The organism is Limnohabitans sp. (genome assembly GCF_038134685.1).
GTDB lineage: Bacteria > Pseudomonadota > Gammaproteobacteria > Burkholderiales > Burkholderiaceae_C > Limnohabitans_A.
This window is the reverse complement of the sequence record NZ_JAYPVP010000008.1, coordinates 1-21,682: the sequence shown is the minus strand read 5'-3', so window position 1 is coordinate 21,682 and position 21,682 is coordinate 1. Positions and strand designations below refer to the sequence as shown.

Here is a 21,682-nt window from a genome sequence, read left to right as displayed (position 1 = left end):
TTTTGATTAGGGTCAACCCGTGATTGTAATGGAGACTCCTGTACGGCCTTCTTACAAAACTGCTGTTTTTTGCACCAGGTCATGGCGGGATTCGATATCATCCAGACCACTTAACAAGGAGGAACTTTAGATGTCATTCGCACAAGAATTCAAAAACTTCGCCATGAAAGGCAATGTGGTCGATCTGGCCGTTGGCGTGATCATTGGCGGCGCCTTCGGGAAAATCGTCGGCTCCATGGTGGACGACATCATCATGCCCATGGTCAGCCTGGTCTTTGGCAAGCTCGACTTCAGCAACTACTACCTACCCTTGGCCGGGCAGGACACCAGCCTGGCCCTGGTTGAAGCCAAGAAACAAGGCGCCGTCCTGGCCTTTGGCAGTTTCTTCAGCATTGCGCTGAATTTCGCCATCCTGGCGTTCGTGATCTTTGTGATGATCCGTCAGATCAACCGCATGAAGTCTCAACCGGAAGCGGCCCCTGCAGAGCCCGCACCGACGCCGGAAGACATTGCCCTGCTGCGCGAAATTCGCGACAGCCTCAAGCAACGCGGCTGATCACACGGCCGCGTCTCGCGCATCGGCCATTTGCATGGCCATGCGCAATGCCTGCTGCAAGCTGGACGGGTCGGCCACACCCCGCCCGGCAATATCAAAAGCCGTGCCGTGATCCGGACTGGTCCGAATCAGGGGCAGACCAAGCGTCACATTCACGCCCTGCTCTACCCCCAGGTATTTCACCGGAATCAAGCCCTGGTCGTGGTACATGGCCAGCACCACATCGAACTCGCCCGGATGTTGCTCTGTATCGCGGGCCCGCATGAACACGGTGTCAGGCGCATAGGGCCCTGTCGCCAACAGGCCTTCGGATCGGGCCTGCGCAATCGCCGGCATCAAAACGGTTTGCTCTTCATCGCCAAACAAACCACCCTCGCCTGCATGCGGGTTGACACCTGCCACCGCCATCCGGGGTGAGTGCCCCAAGATCGGTGAAAGTGCTTCGTGGGTGATACGCAAGGTTTCCAACACGCTGGCCGTAGTGATTGCATCCAGCGCCTTGCGCAAAGACATGTGAATCGTCACCAGCACCGTGCGCAACTGCGGGTTGGCCAGCATCATGCGCACGGGCATCTGCTCAAGCGGTACGCCTGCATGGCGCGCTGCCTCGTCCTGCAACAACTCGGTGTGCCCCGGGTAGCGGTCGTAGGGTGCGCCAGCAGCATGCAAGGCCTCCTTATGCAAAGGCGCAGTGACGACGCCCCGCGCCTGACCGTTCAATGCCGCGCGTGTGGCGGCCAGCACCGCTTCGCCTGCCAAACGCCCCGCCCCTGCATGCACTTGCCCATATGGCCACTGTGGCGCAGGCGCGCCTGTCTGCCAGACCTGCAACTCGTCTGACGCGCACGGACGCCACTGGGCCAGCGAAGTCAAGGCTCTCACTTTCAGATGGCGTGTCTCCTGCGACAACATCACCGCCCGCGCCATGACACCAGCATCCCCCACCACACAGCACCGCTGAGGACAGGCCGATTCGCGTACCCAGGTTTTGGCGACAATTTCGGGACCAATCCCGCAAGCATCACCCAAGGTGATCAAAACAGGTTTCATGCTGGGTTGTCGATCTCGATGAATTCATGTTCCAGCCCCAACTGAGCTGCAATCGTGCGCCCCACGGCTGGCGCTCCGTAGCGTTCCGTGGCGTGGTGTCCACAGGCCATGAACGCCACGCCCATTTCGCGAGCCAGATGCGCCTGGGGCTCGGAAATTTCACCGGTGATGTACAGGTCGGCTCCTGCAGCCATCGCCGCCTCCATATAGCCCTGCGCCCCACCGGTACACCAGGCTACCCGGCGCACAGGACGCCCATCACCAGGCACACATACAGGCGCTTTGCCCAAGATTTGCTGCACATGCGCAGGCCAGGCACCGAGCTCGACCAAAGCGCTCGGCGCATCACCTACAAAGCCGAGGTCTTGATCCCCAAAACGGGCATCCGCGCGCAAGCCCAACTGAATGCCCAGCTGCGCGTTGTTGCCCAGTTCCGGGTGTGCATCCAGCGGAAGGTGGTAGGCCCACAAGTGCACACCCTGCGCCAGCAAGAGACGCAAGCGCTCGCGCAGCCAGCCCGTGATACGTCCATCCTGTCCGCGCCAAAACAGACCATGGTGCACCAGCAGTGCATCGGCATTTTGGGCAAGGGCTGCTTCAATAAAGGCCTTGCTGGCCGTCACACCCGAAACCAGTTTGCGCACAGGCCGGTCGCCCTGCACCTGCAGACCGTTGGGGCCATAGTCTTTGAAGCGTTCGGGCTGCAGCAGCTCATCGAGTGCGCGCCCCAGGGTTTGGGCGTCCGTCATGTAGTGTTCCTCTTGCGTCTATTGTGGCGCAAGCAACACTGTCCCGCTCAGTCTTGCGATGGCGTTTGCTCGGGCAGACTCTCTTCGGGTGCCTTGCTGTAGTTGTTGAAAAAGCGCGCAGCCCAAATCCCCAACTCGTAAAGCAAACACATGGGAATGGCCAGCGAGAGCTGAGAAACCACATCCGGCGGCGTCACGATCGCCGCAATCACAAAGGCCAGCACAATGAAGTAACCGCGGAATGCCTTGAGTTTTTCAACATTCACAATGCCCAGCCGCGCCAGCACCACCACGGCAACGGGCACCTCGAAGGCCAGTCCAAAAGCCAGGAACATCGACAGCACAAAGCTGAGATACGCCTCGATATCAGGCGCAGCTGTGATGCTTTTGGGCGCAAAGCTCTGGATGAACTTGAACACCTGCCCGAACACGAAAAAGTAGCAAAACGCCACGCCAATGAAAAACAGCACCGTGCTGGAGATGACCAAGGGCACCACCAGTCGTTTTTCATGGGAGTACAAACCAGGCGCCACAAATGCCCAGACCTGATAGAGCACCACAGGCAAGGCCAACAAAAAGGCTGCCATCAACAAGATCTTGAGCGGGACCATGAAAGGCGAGATGACCGAGGTGGCAATCAAGGTTGCCCCTTCGGGCAAATTGGCCACCAGAGGCTGCGCCAGGATGTCGTAAAGCTGTCCAGGCCCAGGATAGAGAGCCAAAATAACCACAGCAACGCCTACGGCAATCAAGGCACGCATCAGCCGGTCACGCAACTCGATCAGATGCGCCACAAAAGGCTGCTCGGGGCCCAGCGACGGTTCGTCGCGCTTGGATTCGGAATCAGACATGTTTCAATGCTTCAGCCGCGCAAGCCCGGCGGACGGTAACGCGCCACACGGGCCGCGCCGGACTGGGCGCGCGTACGCACCCCGTTGCGCGCCTTGTACCACTGGGGCGTGGCACCGCGTTTGAGGCGCCAGTTTTTGCGTGGAGCCTGGTAAGCGGGGGCAGGGTCTTTCCACTGCGGTCCGTCGCTGTTGAGACCTGCCGTGGCCTCGGCCCAGTTTTTCTCAAAATCGGCCGTGGTGGTTTGAACGGATTGTTCGACATCGCGGGCCGCGGACTCCACAGAGTCCTTCATTTTGCGCAGCTCATCCAGGTCCATGGACCGGTTGACCTCGGCTTTGACGTCTGCCACATAGCGCTGGGCCTTGCCCAGCAACGTTCCCATGGTTCGGGCCACGCGGGGCAGCTTCTCAGGCCCAATCACCACCAGCGCAACCACGCCGATGAGGGCCATTTTGGACAAACCAAGGTCAAGCACTGCGCATCAACCCTGCATCAGGACTTGGTTTTGGCTTCGACGTCGATGGTCGTTTTTTCGGCAGCTTTGCCGGCTTCTACCTGTGCGGCCGGCTTGTCGTCGGCAGAGCCGTCTTTCATGCCATCCTTGAAGCCCTTGACGGCACCACCCAGGTCAGACCCGATGTTCTTGAGTTTTTTGGTGCCGAACACCATGACCACGATCAGCAGAACGATCAGCCAGTGCCAAATGGAAAAGGAACCCATGTGTTTCTCCTAACAATGCCCGGATTCTAAGTGCGATCGCCCACATTTGAGCGAACACCCTCGCCAGTATGGGGTTTGCCCCCGTTTCAGTTTTCGATTCAACCCTTGAGCCAGGGGCGTGGACCGCCCATGACATGCATGTGCAGGTGGTGCACCTCCTGGCCGCCTTCGGTGCCCGTGTTGAGCACGATTCGGTAACCCCCTTCAGGATAAGGGTTGCACCCTTCCTGCATGGCCAGCTTGGGAGCCAGGGTCATCATGTGCGCCATCAAGTTGCCGTGTTCAGCACCCACATGCGCCATGGACGGGATATGCAATTTCGGAATGATGAGAAAGTGAACCGGCGCCCAAGGCGCGATGTCATGGAAAGCAAAAACATGGTCGTCTTCGTGGACCTTGCGCGACGGGATTTTGCCCGCCACGATCTTGCAGAAAATGCAGTTAGAGTCCGCTGCGCTCATTTCATAGACCTTCATCAATTTCGACCATGGCGCGTGCCGCATTGAGCCGCACCATGCCCAGCACGATCCGGTAGAGAAACCAGATCGAAATGCCACACCAGGCCAACCAGCCCGGCAATAAAAACAGGAACCACAGCGGCAAAGTCACTGCGTAGAGCACCGCTGCCCACAACACCGTGCGGATGCGAAAATCGAAATGACTCGCCATCCAGGGCTCGCGCACATCGCCTTTTTTCACCAGGTCCATGACCAGCGCCACCACAAGAAGCACGGGACCGACTTGAGCCCCTGGAATGATGGCACTCACCGCCACGATGAGATGCAGGATATAGCTGACCCAGCTGATGGTGCGGTTGCTGTCATTGATCAAACTGTCATCCATCGCCACCTCCCTGTGGTTTGATAACTTTACTCGCCTGACGCTTCGCGGGCCTGCGCCTTGCGCAAGGCTTTTTCTTCCAGCCCACTCAAGCCCTCACGACGAGCCAGCTCATTGACCACATCGGCAGGCGTCAGGCCATAGTGCGCCAGCGCGATCATGCTGTGAAACCACAGATCAGCCACTTCGTACACCAGTTTGGAGGCATCGCCACCGTGATCCACGTCCTTGGCGGCCATCACGGTCTCGGTGGCTTCTTCGCCGATTTTCTTGAGGAAGGCGTCAGGCCCCTTGTGCAGCAGGCGGGCCACATAGCTTTTTTCGGGGTCGCCGCCGTTGGCCGGTTTGCGGCTTTCGACCACGGCGGCCAGACGGTCGAGGATGTCCTGATTGCTCATGGGGTTCACTTGTAAATCGTTTCGGGGTCCTTGAGGACCGGATCCAATGCCTGCCATTGTCCATCCTGCAGGCTCTGGAAAAAGCAGCTGTGACGACCGGTGTGGCAGGCGATCCCCGGCTCGTGGCCCAGCTGGGTCACCTTGAGCAGCACCACATCGTTGTCGCAGTCCAGCCGGATGTCGTGCACCTGCTGCACATGGCCCGACTCTTCGCCCTTGAACCACAGCTTGTTGCGGGAACGGCTGAAGTACACGGCACGCTTCAATTCAGCGGTTTTCCGCAAGGCCTCGCGGTTCATCCAGGCGAACATCAGCACATCGCCTGTGGCGTTTTCCTGGGCAATGACAGGCACCAGGCCTTTGTCGTCCCATTTGATGGTGTCGAGCCAATCCATAGTGCTCCTCACAGTCGGACGGTGATGCCACGCTCGCGCATGCGCTCTTTGGCTTGCTGCACCGTGTATTCGCCATAGTGGAAGATGCTGGCAGCCAGCACGGCATCGGCACCACCCATGCTCACGCCGTCGGCCAGGTGGTCCAGGTTGCCCACACCGCCGGAAGCGATGACGGGTACGCTCACGGCGTCGGCCACGGCGCGGGTCAGCTGCAGGTCAAAGCCGCTCTTGGTGCCATCGCGGTCCATGCTGGTGAGCAAAATTTCACCCGCACCGTACTCGGCCATTTGCGTAGCCCAGGCCACGGCATCCAGCCCCACATTTTTGCGACCACCGTGGCTGTAGACATCCCAGCCGGGGCCCATGGCTTGACCACTGGGTCCGATGCGTTGCTCGTCTTCAGGTGTACGGCGTTTGGCGTCGATGGCCACCACGATGCACTGCGCCCCGTATTTGTTGGAGGCATCGCGAATCACCTGTGGATTGGCAATGGCTGCCGAGTTGAAACTGGTCTTGTCTGCCCCGGCGTTGAGCAGGCGGCGCACGTCTTCAACCGTACGTACGCCTCCGCCCACCGTCAGAGGAATGAACACCTGCGAAGCCACCGCCTCGATGATGTGCAGGATCACATCGCGCCCATCGCTGGTGGCGGTGATATCGAGAAAAGTGAGTTCGTCAGCGCCTTGCTCGTTGTAGCGGGCGGCAATTTCGACCGGGTCGCCTGCGTCACGCAGTTCGACAAAGTTGACGCCCTTGACCACGCGACCACCGGTCACGTCCAGGCAGGGGATGATGCGTTTGGCAAGCATGAGAGTCTTTTCAAAATCAGTTGACGCGCAGGCGCTGCGCGCCTTGCCAGAAGTCGCCGGGCGGCACAACGATAGGTTCGTACACTTGCGCGGCTTCGACGCAGAGCATGTATTGCCAGCCGTCGGCAGGCATGTCTTTGAGGCTTGCACACTTGTCAGCGCCGGGGTTCCAGACCACAGTGTGCGCCCAGTCCATGTCCTGTTCGATCGACAGCGAGTGCGAACCATCGAGCAATTCATAGCCTTGCGGCGCGGCGGAATAGACGCGGTCAAACTCGCCCGCAAAGCACAGATCGGGTGCAGCGGTGCCATGCCGGTCAGTCACCGCATCCCATTCGGCGCGGCCACCCAGGCCCAGCAGCCTGGCCTGCGCCACGTCACTGACCGCGAAATAGCTGTGCAGTGCGCCGGTGAATTCCAGCGGCGTCGTGTCGGTATTGCGCACAGCCAGCTCGATCTGCAACGCGCCAGGCGTCAGCTCGATCAGCAGACGCGCTTCAAAAGCCTGGTCCCACCACTGGCGCGTGGCAGCGCTGTCATGCAGACTCAGCGCCATATGGGCCTGGCCTGCATCCAGCTTCGGCTCGTGGACGGCCCAGGTCAGGTTGCGGGCAAAGCCGTGCTTGGGCAGGTCGCCGCGCATATTGAACTGTGGAAAACACACCGGAATACCGCCGCGAATGGCCGCTTGACCATCCATGATGCTTTTTGGACTCAGGTACAGGCGCTCACGTCCACCCGCCACCCACGAAAGCACGTGTGCGCCATGATGGGCCACCACAACACGGTCACCCCCCGGCAGCGCCAGCTCGGTTGCAGGCAAGCCTGCAAACTGAACATCGCGACAGCTGGCCGGTGCAGTCATGGTCAGCCGTTCAGTTCATCAGCGCGACGCTGGGCCGCTTCAAAATCAAGGTCGCCGGAGTAAATGGCACGCCCACAAATCACGCCCTCCACGCCTTCGTCCTCCACCGCGCACAGCTGTTCGATGTCGTTCATGTTCGACAGCCCACCCGAAGCGATGACGGGAATGGACAGGGCCTGCGCCAGCTTGACGGTAGCGTCCACGTTGATGCCGCTGAGCATGCCATCGCGACCAATGTCGGTGTAGATGATGGACTCCACGCCCCAACCCTCGAACTTTTGCGCCAGGTCCACCACTTCGTGACCTGTCAGCTTGCTCCAGCCATCTGTGGCCACTTTGCCGTCCTTGGCGTCCAGGCCCACGATAATGTGGCCTGCGAACGCGGTGCAGGCGTCCTTGAGAAAGCCAGGGTTCTTCACAGCAGCGGTACCGATGATCACGTACTGCAAACCGGCGTCGATGTATTTCTCGATGGTGTCCAGGTCGCGGATGCCACCGCCCAACTGCACAGGAATGTCCGAGCCAACCTCTTGCAGGATGGCCTTGATGGCGCCAAAGTTTTGCGGTTTGCCGGCAAAAGCGCCATTGAGGTCCACCAAATGCAGGCGTCGCGCGCCTTTGTCCAGCCAGTTGCGAGCCATCGCAGCGGGGTCTTCTCCAAAAGTGGTGGCCTGGTCCATATCGCCTTGCTTGAGGCGAACGCAGTGGCCGTCTTTGAGGTCAATGGCGGGGATCAGAATCATGGCAAGTCAGAAAATCAAAATGAAGAAACAAACAGCAATCAGGGTTGCCAGTGGAGGAAGTTGCGAAACAGGGCCAGACCTTGGTCTGCGCTTTTTTCAGGATGAAACTGTGTAGCAAACAGGTTGTCTTTGGCAATGGCACAGGCAAAGCGGCCACCGTAATCGGTTTGCGCGGCGCTGTGCGCCGGGTTGGCCACTTTGGCATAAAAGCTGTGTACAAAATAGTACCAGCTGCCGTCGGGAATGCCCTGCCACAAGGCATGTGCAGGGGCGTCCTGCCAGACCTGGTTCCAGCCCATTTGCGGCACTTTGTAACGGGTGCCGTCGGGTTGCAACTTTCCCGCCAGATCAAACTTGATGACATCGCCCGCAATCAAACCCAGGCCGGGCGTATCACCTTCGGCACTGTGGTCAAGCAACATCTGCATACCCACGCACACGCCAAACAGGGGTTTGCTGGCGGCGGCTTCAAGCACTGCGTCCAGCAAGCCGGACTCGCGCAGCTCGCGCATGCAGTCGGGCATGGCCCCCTGCCCCGGCAAGACCACACGGTGGGCATCGCGCACGACCTGCGGGTCAGACGTGACCGTCACTTCGGCATGGTCTACGCTGGAGGCCGCATGCATCACCGCTTGCGCCACACTGCGCAGGTTGCCCATGCCGTAATCAACGACGGCGACGCGGTTCACACTCATGATCAGAGGCTACCCTTGGTCGAAGGAATCATGCCTGCTGCACGCGGATCGAGTTCCAGTGCGGCCCGCAGCGTACGGCCAAAGGCCTTGAAGATGGTTTCACACTGGTGGTGCGCGTTAAAACCCTTGAGGTTGTCAATGTGCAGCGTCACAGCGGCGTGGTTCACGAAGCCCTGAAAGAACTCGTACACCAGCTGCGTATCCAGCTCGCCAATCATGCCGGAGGTGAATTTCACGTCCATGTGCAAGCTGGGGCGACCCGAAAAATCCACCACCACGCGGCTCAATGCCTCGTCCAGCGGCACATAAGCGTGGCCGTAGCGGCGAATGCCCTTCTTGTCGCCCACGGCTTTGGCAAAGGCCTGGCCCAGCGTGATGCCAATGTCTTCCACGGTGTGGTGACCATCAATGTGCAAGTCGCCCTCGCACTGGATATCGAGGTCGATCAAACCGTGACGCGCGATCTGGTCGAGCATGTGATCCAGAAAACCAATGCCTGTGGCCAACTTGGCCTGGCCCGTGCCATCCAGATTCACGGCAACACGAATGTTCGTTTCGACCGTCTTGCGGTTGACTTCAGCGGTCCGGTTCATAGGGATTCCTTTACAGCTGCGAGCATCAGGGTGTTTTCATCAGGAGTGCCCACCGTCAGGCGCAGGCAATTGTCCAGCAATGGATGCATTTTAGAAATGTTCTTGACGAGCACTTTGCGGGCCCTCATGCCCTCAAAGGCTTTGGCTGCATCCGGCACACGCACCAGAATCATGTTGGCTTCGCTGGGGAAAGGCTGTACACCGGGCAGTGCCGCCAACTCACGCAGCAATCGGGCACGCTCTTCGCGCAGGGTTTTGGCCTGCGCCGCGAACACATCAGTGTGCTCCAGCGCAAACAGCGCGCATTCGTAATTGAGCACACTGATGTTGTACGGTGGCCGCACCTTGTCAATTTCAGCAATCAAGGCTTTGGGGCCCATCATGTAACCCAGGCGAACGCCCGCCAGACCAAACTTGGACAGCGTACGCATGAGCAGCACATGCGAATGTTGACCCAGGCGGTCAATGTAACTTTTGCTTGCGAAGGGCTGATAGGCCTCGTCGATCACCACCAGACCGCCCTGCTTGCCTTGGGCCTCGATGATGCGTTCGATCGCCGCGTCGTTCCACAAGTTGCCGGTGGGGTTGTTGGGGTAGGCCAGGTAGACGATGGACGGCTTGTGCTCGGCAATGGCGGAGAGCATCGCGGCCTCGTCCAGCTCAAAGTCGGCAGTGAGCGGAACGCCGTGGAAGGCCAGGCCTTGCAGCTGAGCGCTCATGGCGTACATCACAAAACCAGGTACGGGTGCGAGGATGGAGGCACCAGGCACATCGCAGGCCATGGCCAGCAGCGAAATCAGCTCGTCCGAGCCGTTGCCCAGCATGATGTCGCAGCCTTCGGGCATGCCCGCGTACTGCGCCAGCGCGGCGCGCAGATCATTCACACGGCCATCGGGGTAACGATTCAGGGCCAGTTGCCCCAAACGCTCGCCCAGCGCCTTTTGCAATTCGGGCGGCAGGCTGAAGGGGTTTTCCATCGCGTCGAGCTTGACCATGCCGACCGAGTCCTGGATCGCGTAGGCATGCATGGACTGCACGTCCTGGCGGATGCGTTGCATGAGTTTCGGGTTCACGGTCATGTCGACTCTCGCATGGGAGGAACAGGGTTCAGACGCATTTCGGCAGCGCGGGCGTGGCCCTGCAAGCCTTCGCCATAAGCCAGCTCGGCAGCAATGCGACCCAGCGGCTGGGCTCCGGCCTCGCTCACTTCGATCAGGCTCGATCGCTTCTGGAAGTCGTAGACACCCAAGGGCGACGAAAAACGCGCCGTGCCGCTGGTGGGCAGCACATGGTTGGGGCCTGCGCAGTAGTCGCCCAACGATTCGCTGGTGTAGGCCCCCAGAAAAATCGCACCCGCGTGGCGCAGCAACGGCTCCCAACGATGCGGGTCGTTACTGGAGACTTCGAGGTGCTCAGGCGCGATGCGATTACTGATGGCGCAGGCCTCTTCCATGTTGCGCGTCAGGATCAACGCGCCCCGGTCGTGCAGGCTCTTGGCGATGATTTCGCGGCGCGGCATGGTGGGCAGCAGGCGATCAATCGCAGCCTGCACCGCGTCGATGTAGGCCGCATCAGGGCACAACAGGATGCTTTGCGCCAGCTCGTCGTGCTCGGCCTGGCTGAACAAGTCCATAGCCACCCACTCGGCCGGTGTGCTGCCGTCGGCCAGCACCAGAATTTCACTCGGCCCGGCGATCATGTCGATGCCCACGGTGCCGAACACGCGCTTTTTGGCGCTGGCCACATAGGCATTGCCCGGGCCGGTGATCTTGTCCACCTTGGGGATGGTTGCGGTGCCGTAAGCCAGCGCGGCCACGGCCTGCGCACCGCCCACGGTGAAGGCGCGGCTGACGCCCGCCACACAGGCAGCCGCCAGCACCAGCGGGTTGCGCACGCCAGCTGGCGTAGGCACCACCATGATGATCTCCTGCACACCCGCCACGTGGGCAGGAATCGCATTCATCAACACCGACGATGGATAAGCTGCCTTGCCCCCCGGCACGTAAATGCCCACACGGTCCAGCGGCGTGACCTTCTGCCCCAGTAGCGTGCCGTCTTCGTCACGGTAGCTCCAGCTCTCGCCAGAGGCTTTCTTTTGCGCTTCGTGGTACTGGCGCACGCGTTTGGCGGCGGCTTGAAGCGCCTCGCGCTGCACAGCAGGCAAACTGTCCAGGGCAGACTGCAACTCGGCTTGGCTGATTTCCAGCGCCTTCACGTCGCCAGCCTGTACACCGTCAAACAGCTGCGTGTAGTCCAGCACAGCGGCATCGCCGCGTTTTTGAACATCTGCAAGGATGTCGGCCACACGTTGTTCAATGGCAGCATCGGTGTCTGCCGACCAATGCAGGCGCTGCGCAAACGCGGCCTCAAAACCGGCGTCGGCCGTGTTCAGTCGCAAAGGGCGGGCTTGCAAAGTCATCGTCAGTCTTTCTTCACGGCACCAGCAAAGGCGTCGATGATGGCGCGGATCGGGGCTTGCTTGAGTTTGAGCGCCGCCTGGTTGACCACCAGACGCGAACTGATGTCCATGATGCGCTCGACTTCAACCAGGTGGTTGGCCTTGAGCGTGCTGCCGGTGGACACCAGGTCCACGATGGCGTCGGCCAGACCGGTGAGTGGTGCCAACTCCATGCTGCCATAGAGCTTGATCAGGTCAACGTGCACGCCTTTTTCAGCGAAAAAATCGCGGGCAATGCTGGTGTACTTGGTAGCCACGCGCAAACGCGAGCCGGTGCGCACCTGGGCGGCATAGTCGTAGTCGGCGCGCACGGCCACACTCATGCGGCATTTGGCAATGCGCAAGTCCAGCGGCTGGTACAAACCTTGTCCACCATGTTCAATGAGCGTATCCAGACCCGTCACACCCAGATCAGCACCGCCGTACTCCACATAGGTGGGCACATCGGTGGCGCGCACCAGCACCACACGCACTTCGGGTTTGTTGGTCGGCAAAATCAGTTTGCGTGACTTTTCCGGATCTTCCAGCACCTCGATACCCGCAGCTTTGAGCAGCGGCAAGGTTTCGTCAAAGATGCGCCCCTTGGACAGGGCCAGGGTGATGGTGCTCATTTCACTCTTTCAATGTCGGCGCCCAGCGCACGCAGTTTGTTTTCCATGCGGTCATAACCACGATCCAGGTGATAGATGCGGTCCACCAGGGTCTCGCCTTCGGCCACCAGACCGGCAATCACCAGGCTGGCCGAAGCGCGCAAATCGGTGGCCATGACGGTGGCACCCGAGAGCTGCTTGACGCCCTCGACCATGGCCACACGGCCATCAATCTGAATATTCGCACCCAGACGCACCAGCTCGTTGACGTGCATGAAGCGGTTTTCAAAAATGGTTTCGGTCACCTTGCTGCCGCCTTCGGCAATGCAGTTCAGCGCCATGAACTGCGCCTGCATATCGGTGGGAAAGCCCGGGTACTCGGTGGTGCGGAAACTTTGCGCCTTCAAGCGTCCCTGGCTGCGCACGCGAATGAAACCTTCGCCCGCTTCGATCTGGGCGCCTGCCGCTTGCAACTTTTCCACCACAGCTTCGAGGTGTTCGGCACGACCGTGGCGCAAGACCACATCGCCCCCTGTCGCAGCCACAGCGCACAAAAAGGTGCCTGCCTCAATGCGGTCGGCCACCACCTGATGCTGGCAACCATGCAAACGCTCCACCCCCTGGATGTGAATTTTGCTGGTGCCGTGGCCTTCGATTTTGGCGCCCATCTTGATGAGCATCTCGGCCAAGTCCGGAATCTCCGGCTCTTGCGCCGCGTTTTCCAAAATGGTTTCGCCCTCGGCCAAGGCTGCAGCCATCAAAAAGTTTTCGGTACCCGTCACCGTCACCATGTCGGTGGTGATGCGTGCACCCTTCAGGCGTGTGCGACCCGCAGGCAAGCTGGCCAGCATGTAGCCGTGCTCCACGCTGATGTCGGCACCCATGGCCTGCAAGCCCTTGATGTGCTGGTCCACAGGACGCGAACCAATGGCACAACCACCGGGCAGCGAAACTTTGGCCTTGCCAAAACGCGCCAGCAGGGGGCCAAGCGCCAGCACCGATGCACGCATGGTTTTGACCAGCTCGTAAGGTGCCTCGGGGTTGTTCAGACTGCCTGCATCCAGTGCGACCGAGCCGTCTTCGCGGTGCTCAGCCGTGACGCCCATGTTGCGAATCAGCTTGAGCATGGTGGATACGTCTTGCAGGCGCGGCACATTGGCAAGCGTCACCGGCTCGGCACTGAGCAAGGCGGCACACAACTCGGGCAATGCTGCATTCTTGGCGCCTGCCACATCGATCGTGCCTTGCAGGGAACGACCGCCGCGAATCAGAAGTTTGTCCATGTGTGCTTCAGCTTTGTTGTTTGGCCCATTCGGCGGGCGTGTAGGTTTTCATGGACAGGGCATGCACTTCGTCCGTCTGGATTTTGGTGCCCAGCGTGGCGTACACGCGCTGATGACGCGCAATCGCGCGCAGGCCCTCGAACTCGGGCGAGACGATCACGGCGCTCCAGTGGCGACCATCGCCATCGACTTCAAGGTGGTCGCAGCGCAAACCTGCTGCGATGATGGCGTGGAGTTGTTCAGCGTTCATGCTCATTTCAGTTGCGGATTTTGTAGCCCGTGCGCAGCAAGGTCAGCGCGATGGTGCTGACCAGCACAAAGGCCAGCCCTACCACTGACAGACTGGTCCAGGGCGACACATCACTTTGACCGAAGAAGCCATAACGGAAACCATCGATCATGTAAAAAAACGGGTTCAGGTGGGACAGCTGCTGCCAAAACGGCGGCAGCGAATGGATGGAATAAAACACACCCGACAAAAACGTCATGGGCATGATGATGAAGTTCTGGAAAGCGGCCATCTGGTCAAACTTTTCAGCCCACAAGCCAGCAATCAAGCCCAGAGCCCCCAGCATGGCCGCGCCCAACACGGCGAACACCAAAATCCACAGCGGATACACAAACTCGATGTGCACCATCCAGCCTGTGATGACAAACACGCCCAGGCCTACCGCCAGCCCGCGCACCACCGACGAGCCCACATAAGCCACAAACCAGCTCCAGTGCGACAAGGGGGTGAGCAGCACGAACACCAGGTTGCCCATGATCTTGCTCTGGATCAGGCTGGACGAGCTGTTGGCAAATGCGTTTTGCAACACGCTCATCATCATCAGGCCCGGCAGCAAGAATGCCGTGTAGGGCACCTGGTCATAGACCTTGACGTGATCCTGCAGCACATGGCCAAAGATCAGCATGTACAGCACCGAAGTCAGCACCGGTGCAGCCACCGTCTGGAAACTGACCTTCCAGAAGCGCAGGATTTCTTTGTAGAAAAGGGTTTGCCAGCCTGTCATTTCGAGGCCTCCGATTGACCGCGGTTCATGACTTCCAGGAACACGTCTTCCAGGTCGGCCTGGCGAATTTCGACATCCTCAGCCACCAAGCCCGCCGAACGAACCGCAGCCAGATGGTTTTCGATTTCGATGGCGTTGTGCACCGGCAGCTGCACGATCCGCCCCGTCACGCGTGCCAGCGCAGCCAAGGCATCGGGCAAGACACCATCCATCTTGAAACGCAGCACTTGCGCTGACGCAGAACGCAACAAGTCAGAGGTGCGCTCCAGCGCCACCACACGACCTTGTTTGAGCATGGCAATACGGCCGCACAACGCCTCGGCTTCTTCGAGGTAATGGGTGGTCAGCAAGACGGTGTGGCCTTGCTTGTTGAGTTTGGCAATGAATTGCCACAAGGTTTGGCGCAACTCCACATCCACGCCCGCTGTCGGCTCATCGAGCACGATCACGCGGGGCTTGTGCACCAAGGCCTGGGCCACCAGCACACGTCGCTTCATGCCGCCTGAGAGCTGGCGCATATTGCTGTTGGCTTTGTCGCTCAACCCCAGGTTGTGCAACAGTTCATCGATCCATGCATCGTTTTTGGCCACGCCAAAATAGCCCGACTGAATGCGTAACGCTTCGCGCACGGTAAAGAAAGGGTCAAACACCAGCTCTTGAGGCACCACCCCCAACAGGCGACGAGCCTGGGCAAAGTCAGCCTGAACATCGTGGCCATGCACCTGCACACTGCCTGAGCTCGCACGCGCCAGACCCGCCAGAATGCTGATCAGGGTGGTTTTGCCAGCCCCATTGGGACCCAGCAAGCCAAAAAACTCGCCCTCTTCCACCCTCAGATTGATGCCATCGAGGGCTTTGAATGTGCCTTGTCCAGCCTGGCGTGCAGGATAAAGCTTGCTAACGTCTTGAAACAGGAGTGCGCTCATGGGAGATCTGTATTTTAAGGGCTGAGACCCTTGCTCCCCTCACCCCAAAGGCGCGAAGGGCCCAAAAGACGGGAACGGGATCAATGCCCCAGCAGGCCTTGAACCCCGTACACATGCGCCAGCGATTGCAGACGTTCGGGCATGTTGCGCACTTCCAAAACCCGGCCAGCGGCCTGCGCCTGCCGGCGGCATGCCAGCAACACCGCCAAAGCGGACGAGTCAAAAGCCTGCAAGTCCTGCGCATCGAGCTGCAGCACACCCGCACTTGCATCGATCTGAGCGCTCAGATCGCGCAGGCATCTCTCGGCCTGGGCATGCATCAAGGTGGCGGGCAGACGGATCATGGTTTATTTGGCTGCAGCGCTGACGTTGCCGGCGTTGCGTTTGTTTTGTTCGTTGAGGTTGGCAATCAGCGCGTCAATGCCATTGGCGTTGATGACGCTGCTGAACTGGGTGCGGTAGTTTTCCACCAGCCACACGCCCAGCACGTTCATGTCAAACACCAACCAGCCCGAAGCGGCATCGGCACTCTTTTCCAGTCTGTAATCCATCTGGATGGGGTCACCCTTGCCACGCACCTCGGTCTGCACGACCAGGTTGCTGTCTTGTTGACCGGGTCGAACAGGTTTAACCACCACCGTTTGCTCGCCCAGCTGGCTCAGCGCGCCGGCATAAGTGCGGACCAACAAAAGTTTGAAAGCATCTTGCAGCTGCGTACGCTGGGGTTCAGTGGCTTTGCGCCATGCCGGTCCCACAGCCAGCGCCGTCATGCGGCGGAAATTCACATACTGCATCAGCTCGCTGTCGACCAGCTGCATGATGCGGTTGGTATCACCGCTGCGCAAGGTTCTGTCGGCCTTGATGGTGTTTAGCGTCTTGGTGGTGATGCGCGCAATGAAGGCATCCGGCGTTTCAGGCGCCGCCCAGGCCAGTGGCATTTGTACAGCAGCCAAGGCCAAAGCCGCTGCTGATAACCATTGACGACGTGTAGAGGTGAATTGCATAGTGTTCATGGCACTCACTGTAGAGGCTTCCCGCATCGCTTGGATATCAGGATGTAAGCAAATTTTTATTGGAGATCGGGGTCACTGTAATCAAAATTGCTGGGTGGGTTGCCATCGTAGATGTCGTTGCGGCGCTTTTGCAAATAGGCATCGCGCACAAAACTGTAGGGATCCAGGGCAGCTTCTTTGACGACATCGACAGCCTGCAACAAGCCGGCGCGCGTATCGGTGGCGTGCAAAACGGTCAGGCTGTTACGGGTGGACACATCTGACACCTGCTGGACCAGATCGCCTTTTGCATCCAGCGGCAAAGCCGCTGTGTCTCGCAAGGTCGACGGCCCGAAAACAGGCAGCACCACATAAGGACCAGATGGCACACCCCAATGTCCCAGGGTCTGGCCAAAATCTTCCTTGCGCTTCGGCAGACGCATTTCGGTAGCCACATCCAGCAAGCCCCCCAAACCAAAGGTGGTGTTGATCACCACACGCATGGCGGTCTCGACAGCGGCCTGCCCTTTGAACTGCAGCAGACTGTTGGTGGCCGTCCAGACATCACCCAGGTTGCCAAAGAAATTGTTGACACCCGTGCGCACGGGCGAGGGCACCACATTCACATACGCTTTGGCCAAGGGCTTGAGCGCGACTTGATCCAACTTGTCATTGAAGCTATAGACCGAACGGTTCATGCCTTCCCAAGGATCACGCGCATCAGCGGCTTTGCCAGGCGCAGTGGCACAGCCGGACAGCACAGCAAGCGTCAATACTGCGCAAAGGATGCGCAACCCGTTCTTCATTTGGCCGCTCCTGGTGCCGGATCAGCAGCCTTGCTGTAGAGGAACTGGCTGATCAGGTTTTCCAGAATCACGGCCGATTGAGTGGTGCCGATCTGATCGCCTTGTGCAAGGTTCTTTTCATCGGCGCCAGGCACGATGCCCACATACTGCTCGCCCAGCAAACCACTGGTCAAAATTTTGAGCGAGCTGTCTTTCGGGAAAGGGTGCTGGTTTTGCATGTCCAGTTTCACAAGCGCCTGAAAGGACTCATTGTCAAAGTCGATGCCTGCCACGCGGCCCACAACAACCCCTGCGCTCTTGACCGCAGCACCGGGCTTGAGGCCTCCAATGTTGTCAAACTTGGCCGTCACGCTATAGGTGGACTGCCAGTTCCACTGCAGCAAATTAGCGGACTTGAGGGCCAGAAACAGCACAGCCAACAGGCCCAGCACCACAAACAAACCTACCCACACATCTTTTTTAGAACGTTGCATCTCTGCCTCCTGCCCAGCCGATTCAAATGCTGAACATCATCGCTGTGAGGATGAAATCCAGCCCCAGCACCGATAACGAAGAAATCACCACACTGCGCGTGGTCGCGTTGGCCACACCCTCGGGCGTGGGTTGAGCCACAAAACCTTGCAGCAAAGCAATGAAGGTCACAGCCACAGCAAAGACCACGCTTTTGATCATGCCGTTACCCACGTCCTTGAAGACATCCACACCACCTTGCATCTGACTCCAGAACGAACCCGCATCCACGCCGATCAGCAACACGCCGACAGCGTAGCCGCCCACAATACCCACGGCACTGAACACCGCCGTCAAAATGGGCAAGGCAATCACACCCCCCCAGAAACGCGGCGCCAGTATGCGCTTGACCGGATCCACGGCCATCATCTCCAGCGCAGTCAACTGCTCGCCCGCACGCATCAAGCCGATTTCCGCAGTCAGCGAAGCGCCCGCACGGCCAGCGTACAGCAGCGCAGCCACCACAGGGCCCAATTCACGCACCAGGCTGAGCGCCACCAGCAAACCCAGCGCCTCGGCAGAGCCATAACGCTGCAAGGTGTAGTAACCCTGCAGGCCCAGCACAAAACCCACAAACAGGCCTGAGACCGTGATGATGGCCAGAGAGTAATTGCCAAGGAAATGCACCTGGTCCCGCACCAGACCAAAGCGTCGCATGCTGCCTGGCAAAGATGCCAGCAAACGCAGAAGCAGCCTTGCGCCGTAGCCCCAGCTTTGCAGGAGGTTGCTGGTTTTCTCGCCCAGTTGTGCCAAGACATCCAATACGTTCATGCCTGCACTCCAAAATCGTCAGCCACCGTGGGCGCGGGGTAATGGAATGCCACAGGCCCGTCAGACAGCGCATGCACAAACTGATGAATCAAGGGGTCGGTGCTGGCCATCAACTCTGCTGGCGTGCCTTGCGCCGCCACCTGACCATTGGCCAAGACCACCACATGGTCGGCAATCTCGAAGGTTTCGTTCACATCGTGTGAGACGATGATGCTGGTCAGTCCCAGGCTGTCGTTCAAGCGGCGAATCAGGCGTGCGGCGGTTCCGAGCGAAATCGGATCCAGCCCTGCAAACGGCTCGTCGTACATGATCAGCTGCGGGTCCAGCGCAATGGCTCGCGCCAAGGCCACACGACGGCTCATGCCCCCGGAAATTTCAGACGGAAGCAGGTCGCGCGCGCCACGCAGGCCCACAGCGTCGAGCTTCATGAGCACAATGTCGCGCACCATGGATTCGGGCAAGCCCGCATGCTCGCGCAGCGGGAAGGCCACGTTGTCAAACACATTCATGTCGGTGAACAGGGCCCCAAACTGGAACAGCATGCCCATGCGACGACGGGCTTCGTAAAGTTGAGCCGTACCCATGTGCCCGACATCGGCACCATCAAACAACACTTTGCCCGCTTGGGCCTTGACCTGCCCGCCAATCAGGCGCAGCACGGTGGTTTTGCCGCCGCCGGAAACGCCCATGAGGGCCGTGACCTTGCCACGCGGCACGCTCAGATTCACATCGCGCAGGATGACGCGATCACCATAGCCAAAGGTGACACGATCGAGTTCAACGAGAGCGCTGGACGGTGGTGTAGACATGAATAAAAAGAGCCGGTATCAACCGGCTCTTGGGGCTCGCAGGTAAACAAAAATGTTTACCTTCGGTTCCTAGGGATTGTACTAGGAATTAGCGCGGCAGGCTGGTTGCGCCCATCAGGAACTCGTCCACCGCACGTGCGGCCTGGCGACCCTCGCGGATGGCCCAGACCACCAGGGACTGGCCACGGCGCATGTCGCCCGCAGCAAAGACCTTGGGCACGTTGGTGGCGTAGCCGCCGGTGAAGTCGGTCGTGGCCTTGGCGTTGCCACGGGCGTCCTTGTCGATGCCGAACGAGTCGAGCACGGTGGCGACCGGGTTCACGAAACCCATGGCCAACAGCACCAGGTCGGCCTGGTATTCCTTTTCGGAGCCGGGCACTTCGACCATCTTGCCGTCCTTGAATTCGACCTGCACGGTTTTCAGGCCGGTGACCTTGCCGTTCTTACCGATGAACTCTTTGGTGGAGATGGCGAATTCACGCTTGAGCAGGCCTTTTTCCTCGCTCTCGTCGTGGCTGGAGCTGGTGCGCAGCTTGAGCGGCCAGTAAGGCCACACCAGCGCCTTGTTTTCCTTTTCAGGGGGCATGGGCATCACCTCGAACTGGGTGACGCTGGCCGCGCCGTGACGGGTGCTGGTGCCCACGCAGTCACTGCCGGTGTCGCCGCCGCCAATCACGATGACGTGCTTGCCGTCCGCGCGCAGCTGGCCCTTGAGCTTGTCGCCCGCATTGACCTTGTTTTGCTGCGGCAGGAACTCCATGGCGAAGTGGATGCCGTCCAGATCGCGGCCAGGGGCCGGCAGGTCACGCGACTGCTCGGAACCACCGGTCAACAGCACGGCGTCAAAGTCTTTCTTGAGCTGTTCGGCACTGATGCTTTCCTTGGCCCAGTTGGTGACCTTGGAATCCTTGGGCCATTCGCCCACCACCACGCCGGTGCGGATGGTCACGCCTTCGGCTTCGAGCTGCTTGACGCGGCGGTCGATATGCGCCTTGTCCAGCTTGAAGTCGGGGATACCGTAACGCAGCAGGCCGCCAACGCGGTCGTTCTTTTCGAACAGGGTCACATCGTGGCCAGCGCGGGCCAGCTGCTGCGAAGCGGCCAGGCCAGCGGGGCCGGCGCCGATCACAGCAACTTTCTTGCCCGTCTTGACCTTGGCAATCTGCGGCTGCACCCAGCCGTTGTCCCAGGCGCGGTCGATGATGGCGTGCTCAATGGACTTGATGCCGATGGCGTCGCCATTGAAGTTCACCACGCAAGCGGCCTCGCAAGGTGCGGGGCAGATGCGGCCGGTGAACTCGGGGAAGTTGTTGGTGCTGTGCAGCACGTCAATCGCGTTCTTCCAGTCACCGTGGTAGACCAGGTCGTTGAAGTCCGGAATGATGTTGTTGACCGGGCAGCCGTTGTTGCAAAACGGCGTTCCGCAGTCCATGCAGCGCGCGCCTTGCGTTTTGGCTTGCTCGTCGGTCAAACCGATCACAAATTCGCCGTAATTCTTCAAGCGCTCGGCGACGGGCTTGTAGCCCTCTTCGATGCGCTCAAATTCCATGAAGCCGGTGACTTTTCCCATGATGCTTCCTTATTTCTTTGTTCGTTCGTGATCAGGCGGCGACAGGCTTGGCGGCCTGGGCTGCTTTCTTCGCGTTGATTTCGCCCAGGGCGCGCTTGTATTCGTTGGGGAACACCTTCACGAACTTGGCACGGGCCGTGGCCCAGTTGTCCAGCAGCTCACGGGCGCGCTGGCTGCCGGTCCACTTGTGGTGGTCTTCCAGCAGCTTCTTGAGTTGCGCCTCGTCGGTCTGGTCGCGGTGCCACACTTTGCGGTCGATCTGAGCTTCCTGCTCGGCGGTTGACAGCACTTTTTCCATGCTGACCATGGCAGTGTTGCAGCGCGAAGCGAACTGACCGTCTTCGTCGTACACATAAGCGATGCCACCGCTCATGCCGGCGCCGAAGTTGCGGCCGGTCTTGCCCAGCACAGCCACGGTGCCGCCGGTCATGTATTCGCAACCGTGGTCGCCCGTGCCTTCCACCACCGCGGTGGCGCCCGACAGACGCACAGCAAAACGCTCGCCGCCCACGCCCGCGAAGTAAGCCTCGCCGCCGGTCGCACCGTACATCACGGTGTTACCCACGATGATGTTTTGCGCGGCCACGCCACGGAAGTCCAGGCTGGGGCGCACCACCACACGGCCGCCAGACAGACCTTTGCCGGTGTAGTCGTTGGCGTCGCCAATCAGGTAGAGCGTGATGCCCTTG

General features: G+C 59.8%; 29 protein-coding genes and 1 pseudogene. 1 reads left to right on the top strand and 29 read right to left on the bottom strand.

Annotated features, from left to right (window positions below; all coding sequences use genetic code 11):
• Positions 1–130 precede the first annotated feature (130 nt).
• The gene (gene mscL, locus AAFM15_RS05020; RefSeq protein ID WP_341685611.1) at positions 131–556 is read left to right on the top strand and encodes a large conductance mechanosensitive channel protein MscL; all 426 of its coding nucleotides are present in this window, start codon (positions 131–133) and stop codon (positions 554–556) included.
• Here the strand turns inward: mscL and pdxA are convergent, their stop codons facing one another.
• From pdxA to AAFM15_RS04875, 29 genes and pseudogenes are all read right to left on the bottom strand, one after another.
• Entirely contained in the window at positions 557–1,606 is a 1,050-nt protein-coding gene (gene pdxA / locus AAFM15_RS05015) for a 4-hydroxythreonine-4-phosphate dehydrogenase PdxA (RefSeq protein ID WP_341685610.1), read from the bottom strand.
• Complete coding sequence (locus AAFM15_RS05010; protein ID WP_341685609.1) at positions 1,603–2,355, bottom strand: Nif3-like dinuclear metal center hexameric protein; 753 nt, start codon at positions 2,353–2,355, stop codon at positions 1,603–1,605. The genes pdxA and AAFM15_RS05010 overlap by 4 nt, the downstream gene beginning before the upstream one ends.
• A gap of 47 nt (positions 2,356–2,402) precedes the next feature.
• Entirely contained in the window at positions 2,403–3,206 is an 804-nt protein-coding gene (tatC, locus tag AAFM15_RS05005; RefSeq protein ID WP_341685608.1) for a twin-arginine translocase subunit TatC, read from the bottom strand.
• A gap of 11 nt (positions 3,207–3,217) precedes the next feature.
• The gene (tatB, locus tag AAFM15_RS05000) at positions 3,218–3,682 is read right to left on the bottom strand and encodes a Sec-independent protein translocase protein TatB (protein WP_341685607.1); all 465 of its coding nucleotides are present in this window, start codon (positions 3,680–3,682) and stop codon (positions 3,218–3,220) included.
• A gap of 17 nt (positions 3,683–3,699) precedes the next feature.
• Complete coding sequence (gene tatA, locus AAFM15_RS04995; RefSeq protein ID WP_341685606.1) at positions 3,700–3,927, bottom strand: Sec-independent protein translocase subunit TatA; 228 nt, start codon at positions 3,925–3,927, stop codon at positions 3,700–3,702.
• A 98-nt stretch (positions 3,928–4,025) separates the two neighbouring features.
• A complete protein-coding gene (locus tag AAFM15_RS04990; protein WP_341685605.1) occupies positions 4,026–4,388 on the bottom strand; it encodes a histidine triad nucleotide-binding protein in 363 nt (120 codons plus the stop codon).
• Position 4,389: 1 nt separating this feature from the next.
• Positions 4,390–4,770, bottom strand: a complete 381-nt coding sequence (locus tag AAFM15_RS04985) for a hypothetical protein (RefSeq protein ID WP_341685604.1) — start codon at positions 4,768–4,770, stop codon at positions 4,390–4,392.
• A 26-nt stretch (positions 4,771–4,796) separates the two neighbouring features.
• Positions 4,797–5,165 (bottom strand): phosphoribosyl-ATP diphosphatase, encoded by a 369-nt coding sequence (locus AAFM15_RS04980; RefSeq protein ID WP_341685603.1) that lies wholly within the window; start codon positions 5,163–5,165, stop codon positions 4,797–4,799.
• Between the two features lie 5 nt (positions 5,166–5,170).
• Positions 5,171–5,560, bottom strand: a complete 390-nt coding sequence (hisI, locus tag AAFM15_RS04975; protein ID WP_341685602.1) for a phosphoribosyl-AMP cyclohydrolase — start codon at positions 5,558–5,560, stop codon at positions 5,171–5,173.
• A gap of 8 nt (positions 5,561–5,568) precedes the next feature.
• Complete coding sequence (gene hisF, locus AAFM15_RS04970) at positions 5,569–6,369, bottom strand: imidazole glycerol phosphate synthase subunit HisF (RefSeq protein ID WP_341685601.1); 801 nt, start codon at positions 6,367–6,369, stop codon at positions 5,569–5,571.
• 16 nt (positions 6,370–6,385) lie between these two features.
• Complete coding sequence (locus tag AAFM15_RS04965) at positions 6,386–7,234, bottom strand: D-hexose-6-phosphate mutarotase (RefSeq protein WP_341685600.1); 849 nt, start codon at positions 7,232–7,234, stop codon at positions 6,386–6,388.
• A gap of 2 nt (positions 7,235–7,236) precedes the next feature.
• The gene (gene hisA / locus AAFM15_RS04960; protein WP_341685599.1) at positions 7,237–7,977 is read right to left on the bottom strand and encodes a 1-(5-phosphoribosyl)-5-[(5-phosphoribosylamino)methylideneamino]imidazole-4-carboxamide isomerase; all 741 of its coding nucleotides are present in this window, start codon (positions 7,975–7,977) and stop codon (positions 7,237–7,239) included.
• Between the two features lie 38 nt (positions 7,978–8,015).
• Positions 8,016–8,672, bottom strand: a complete 657-nt coding sequence (gene hisH / locus AAFM15_RS04955) for an imidazole glycerol phosphate synthase subunit HisH (RefSeq protein ID WP_341685598.1) — start codon at positions 8,670–8,672, stop codon at positions 8,016–8,018.
• Between the two features lie 2 nt (positions 8,673–8,674).
• On the bottom strand, positions 8,675–9,265 hold the full coding sequence (hisB, locus tag AAFM15_RS04950) for an imidazoleglycerol-phosphate dehydratase HisB (protein WP_341685597.1): 591 nt from the start codon (positions 9,263–9,265) through the stop codon (positions 8,675–8,677).
• Complete coding sequence (gene hisC / locus AAFM15_RS04945) at positions 9,262–10,344, bottom strand: histidinol-phosphate transaminase (protein WP_341685596.1); 1,083 nt, start codon at positions 10,342–10,344, stop codon at positions 9,262–9,264. The genes hisB and hisC overlap by 4 nt, the downstream gene beginning before the upstream one ends.
• Complete coding sequence (gene hisD, locus AAFM15_RS04940; protein ID WP_341685595.1) at positions 10,341–11,684, bottom strand: histidinol dehydrogenase; 1,344 nt, start codon at positions 11,682–11,684, stop codon at positions 10,341–10,343. The genes hisC and hisD overlap by 4 nt, the downstream gene beginning before the upstream one ends.
• Positions 11,685–11,686: 2 nt before the next feature.
• The gene (gene hisG / locus AAFM15_RS04935) at positions 11,687–12,334 is read right to left on the bottom strand and encodes an ATP phosphoribosyltransferase (protein ID WP_341685594.1); all 648 of its coding nucleotides are present in this window, start codon (positions 12,332–12,334) and stop codon (positions 11,687–11,689) included.
• Positions 12,331–13,596 carry a UDP-N-acetylglucosamine 1-carboxyvinyltransferase gene (murA, locus tag AAFM15_RS04930; protein ID WP_341685593.1) on the bottom strand — a complete coding sequence of 422 codons (1,266 nt, stop codon included), beginning with the start codon at positions 13,594–13,596 and terminating at the stop codon, positions 12,331–12,333. Before murA ends, hisG begins: the two co-directional genes overlap by 4 nt.
• A 7-nt stretch (positions 13,597–13,603) precedes the next feature.
• On the bottom strand, positions 13,604–13,846 hold the full coding sequence (locus AAFM15_RS04925; RefSeq protein WP_341685679.1) for a BolA/IbaG family iron-sulfur metabolism protein: 243 nt from the start codon (positions 13,844–13,846) through the stop codon (positions 13,604–13,606).
• A 7-nt stretch (positions 13,847–13,853) separates the two neighbouring features.
• Positions 13,854–14,609, bottom strand: a complete 756-nt coding sequence (locus tag AAFM15_RS04920) for an ABC transporter permease (RefSeq protein ID WP_341685592.1) — start codon at positions 14,607–14,609, stop codon at positions 13,854–13,856.
• Positions 14,606–15,535 (bottom strand): ABC transporter ATP-binding protein, encoded by a 930-nt coding sequence (locus AAFM15_RS04915; RefSeq protein WP_341685591.1) that lies wholly within the window; start codon positions 15,533–15,535, stop codon positions 14,606–14,608. Before AAFM15_RS04915 ends, AAFM15_RS04920 begins: the two co-directional genes overlap by 4 nt.
• A gap of 80 nt (positions 15,536–15,615) precedes the next feature.
• Positions 15,616–15,879: an STAS domain-containing protein gene (locus tag AAFM15_RS04910; protein WP_341685590.1), complete on the bottom strand. Its 264-nt coding sequence runs from the start codon at positions 15,877–15,879 to the stop codon at positions 15,616–15,618.
• Positions 15,880–15,882: 3 nt separating this feature from the next.
• Entirely contained in the window at positions 15,883–16,548 is a 666-nt protein-coding gene (locus tag AAFM15_RS04905; protein WP_341685589.1) for an ABC transporter substrate-binding protein, read from the bottom strand.
• A gap of 56 nt (positions 16,549–16,604) precedes the next feature.
• Entirely contained in the window at positions 16,605–17,333 is a 729-nt protein-coding gene (locus AAFM15_RS04900; RefSeq protein ID WP_341685588.1) for a VacJ family lipoprotein, read from the bottom strand.
• Positions 17,330–17,806 carry an outer membrane lipid asymmetry maintenance protein MlaD gene (gene mlaD, locus AAFM15_RS04895; protein WP_341685587.1) on the bottom strand — a complete coding sequence of 159 codons (477 nt, stop codon included), beginning with the start codon at positions 17,804–17,806 and terminating at the stop codon, positions 17,330–17,332. The genes AAFM15_RS04900 and mlaD overlap by 4 nt, the downstream gene beginning before the upstream one ends.
• Before the next feature lie 22 nt (positions 17,807–17,828).
• The gene (gene mlaE / locus AAFM15_RS04890) at positions 17,829–18,614 is read right to left on the bottom strand and encodes a lipid asymmetry maintenance ABC transporter permease subunit MlaE (protein WP_341685586.1); all 786 of its coding nucleotides are present in this window, start codon (positions 18,612–18,614) and stop codon (positions 17,829–17,831) included.
• On the bottom strand, positions 18,611–19,423 hold the full coding sequence (locus tag AAFM15_RS04885) for an ABC transporter ATP-binding protein (RefSeq protein ID WP_341685585.1): 813 nt from the start codon (positions 19,421–19,423) through the stop codon (positions 18,611–18,613). Before AAFM15_RS04885 ends, mlaE begins: the two co-directional genes overlap by 4 nt.
• Positions 19,424–19,511: 88 nt before the next feature.
• Positions 19,512–20,993 (bottom strand): glutamate synthase subunit beta, encoded by a 1,482-nt coding sequence (locus AAFM15_RS04880; protein WP_341685584.1) that lies wholly within the window; start codon positions 20,991–20,993, stop codon positions 19,512–19,514.
• 31 nt (positions 20,994–21,024) lie between these two features.
• Positions 21,025–21,682 (bottom strand): annotated as a pseudogene (locus AAFM15_RS04875) (glutamate synthase subunit alpha); the annotation flags it as partial.

Bases quoted from the DNA above. Each gene is read 5' to 3' on its own strand.
- AAFM15_RS04910 (WP_341685590.1), bottom strand. From the start codon at position 15,879: ATGATCCGTCTGCCCGCCACCTTGATGCATGCCCAGGCCGAGAGATGC.
- AAFM15_RS04905 (WP_341685589.1), bottom strand. From the start codon at position 16,548: ATGAACACTATGCAATTCACCTCTACACGTCGTCAATGGTTATCAGCA.
- pdxA (WP_341685610.1), bottom strand. From the start codon at position 1,606: ATGAAACCTGTTTTGATCACCTTGGGTGATGCTTGCGGGATTGGTCCC.
- hisG (WP_341685594.1), bottom strand. From the start codon at position 12,334: ATGAGCACCATCACCCTGGCCCTGTCCAAGGGGCGCATCTTTGACGAA.
- AAFM15_RS04885 (WP_341685585.1), bottom strand. From the start codon at position 19,423: ATGTCTACACCACCGTCCAGCGCTCTCGTTGAACTCGATCGTGTCACC.
- mlaE (WP_341685586.1), bottom strand. From the start codon at position 18,614: ATGAACGTATTGGATGTCTTGGCACAACTGGGCGAGAAAACCAGCAAC.
- AAFM15_RS04965 (WP_341685600.1), bottom strand. From the start codon at position 7,234: ATGACTGCACCGGCCAGCTGTCGCGATGTTCAGTTTGCAGGCTTGCCT.
- AAFM15_RS04880 (WP_341685584.1), bottom strand. From the start codon at position 20,993: ATGGGAAAAGTCACCGGCTTCATGGAATTTGAGCGCATCGAAGAGGGC.
- tatC (WP_341685608.1), bottom strand. From the start codon at position 3,206: ATGTCTGATTCCGAATCCAAGCGCGACGAACCGTCGCTGGGCCCCGAG.
- hisA (WP_341685599.1), bottom strand. From the start codon at position 7,977: ATGATTCTGATCCCCGCCATTGACCTCAAAGACGGCCACTGCGTTCGC.
- hisC (WP_341685596.1), bottom strand. From the start codon at position 10,344: ATGACCGTGAACCCGAAACTCATGCAACGCATCCGCCAGGACGTGCAG.
- hisH (WP_341685598.1), bottom strand. From the start codon at position 8,672: ATGAGTGTGAACCGCGTCGCCGTCGTTGATTACGGCATGGGCAACCTG.
- hisF (WP_341685601.1), bottom strand. From the start codon at position 6,369: ATGCTTGCCAAACGCATCATCCCCTGCCTGGACGTGACCGGTGGTCGC.
- AAFM15_RS04920 (WP_341685592.1), bottom strand. From the start codon at position 14,609: ATGACAGGCTGGCAAACCCTTTTCTACAAAGAAATCCTGCGCTTCTGG.
- murA (WP_341685593.1), bottom strand. From the start codon at position 13,596: ATGGACAAACTTCTGATTCGCGGCGGTCGTTCCCTGCAAGGCACGATC.
- hisD (WP_341685595.1), bottom strand. From the start codon at position 11,684: ATGACTTTGCAAGCCCGCCCTTTGCGACTGAACACGGCCGACGCCGGT.
- AAFM15_RS04915 (WP_341685591.1), bottom strand. From the start codon at position 15,535: ATGAGCGCACTCCTGTTTCAAGACGTTAGCAAGCTTTATCCTGCACGC.
- AAFM15_RS04980 (WP_341685603.1), bottom strand. From the start codon at position 5,165: ATGAGCAATCAGGACATCCTCGACCGTCTGGCCGCCGTGGTCGAAAGC.
- mscL (WP_341685611.1), top strand. From the start codon at position 131: ATGTCATTCGCACAAGAATTCAAAAACTTCGCCATGAAAGGCAATGTG.
- AAFM15_RS05010 (WP_341685609.1), bottom strand. From the start codon at position 2,355: ATGACGGACGCCCAAACCCTGGGGCGCGCACTCGATGAGCTGCTGCAG.
- tatA (WP_341685606.1), bottom strand. From the start codon at position 3,927: ATGGGTTCCTTTTCCATTTGGCACTGGCTGATCGTTCTGCTGATCGTG.
- hisI (WP_341685602.1), bottom strand. From the start codon at position 5,560: ATGGATTGGCTCGACACCATCAAATGGGACGACAAAGGCCTGGTGCCT.
- AAFM15_RS04985 (WP_341685604.1), bottom strand. From the start codon at position 4,770: ATGGATGACAGTTTGATCAATGACAGCAACCGCACCATCAGCTGGGTC.
- hisB (WP_341685597.1), bottom strand. From the start codon at position 9,265: ATGAACCGGACCGCTGAAGTCAACCGCAAGACGGTCGAAACGAACATT.
- AAFM15_RS04900 (WP_341685588.1), bottom strand. From the start codon at position 17,333: ATGAAGAACGGGTTGCGCATCCTTTGCGCAGTATTGACGCTTGCTGTG.
- mlaD (WP_341685587.1), bottom strand. From the start codon at position 17,806: ATGCAACGTTCTAAAAAAGATGTGTGGGTAGGTTTGTTTGTGGTGCTG.
- AAFM15_RS04925 (WP_341685679.1), bottom strand. From the start codon at position 13,846: ATGAACGCTGAACAACTCCACGCCATCATCGCAGCAGGTTTGCGCTGC.
- AAFM15_RS04990 (WP_341685605.1), bottom strand. From the start codon at position 4,388: ATGAGCGCAGCGGACTCTAACTGCATTTTCTGCAAGATCGTGGCGGGC.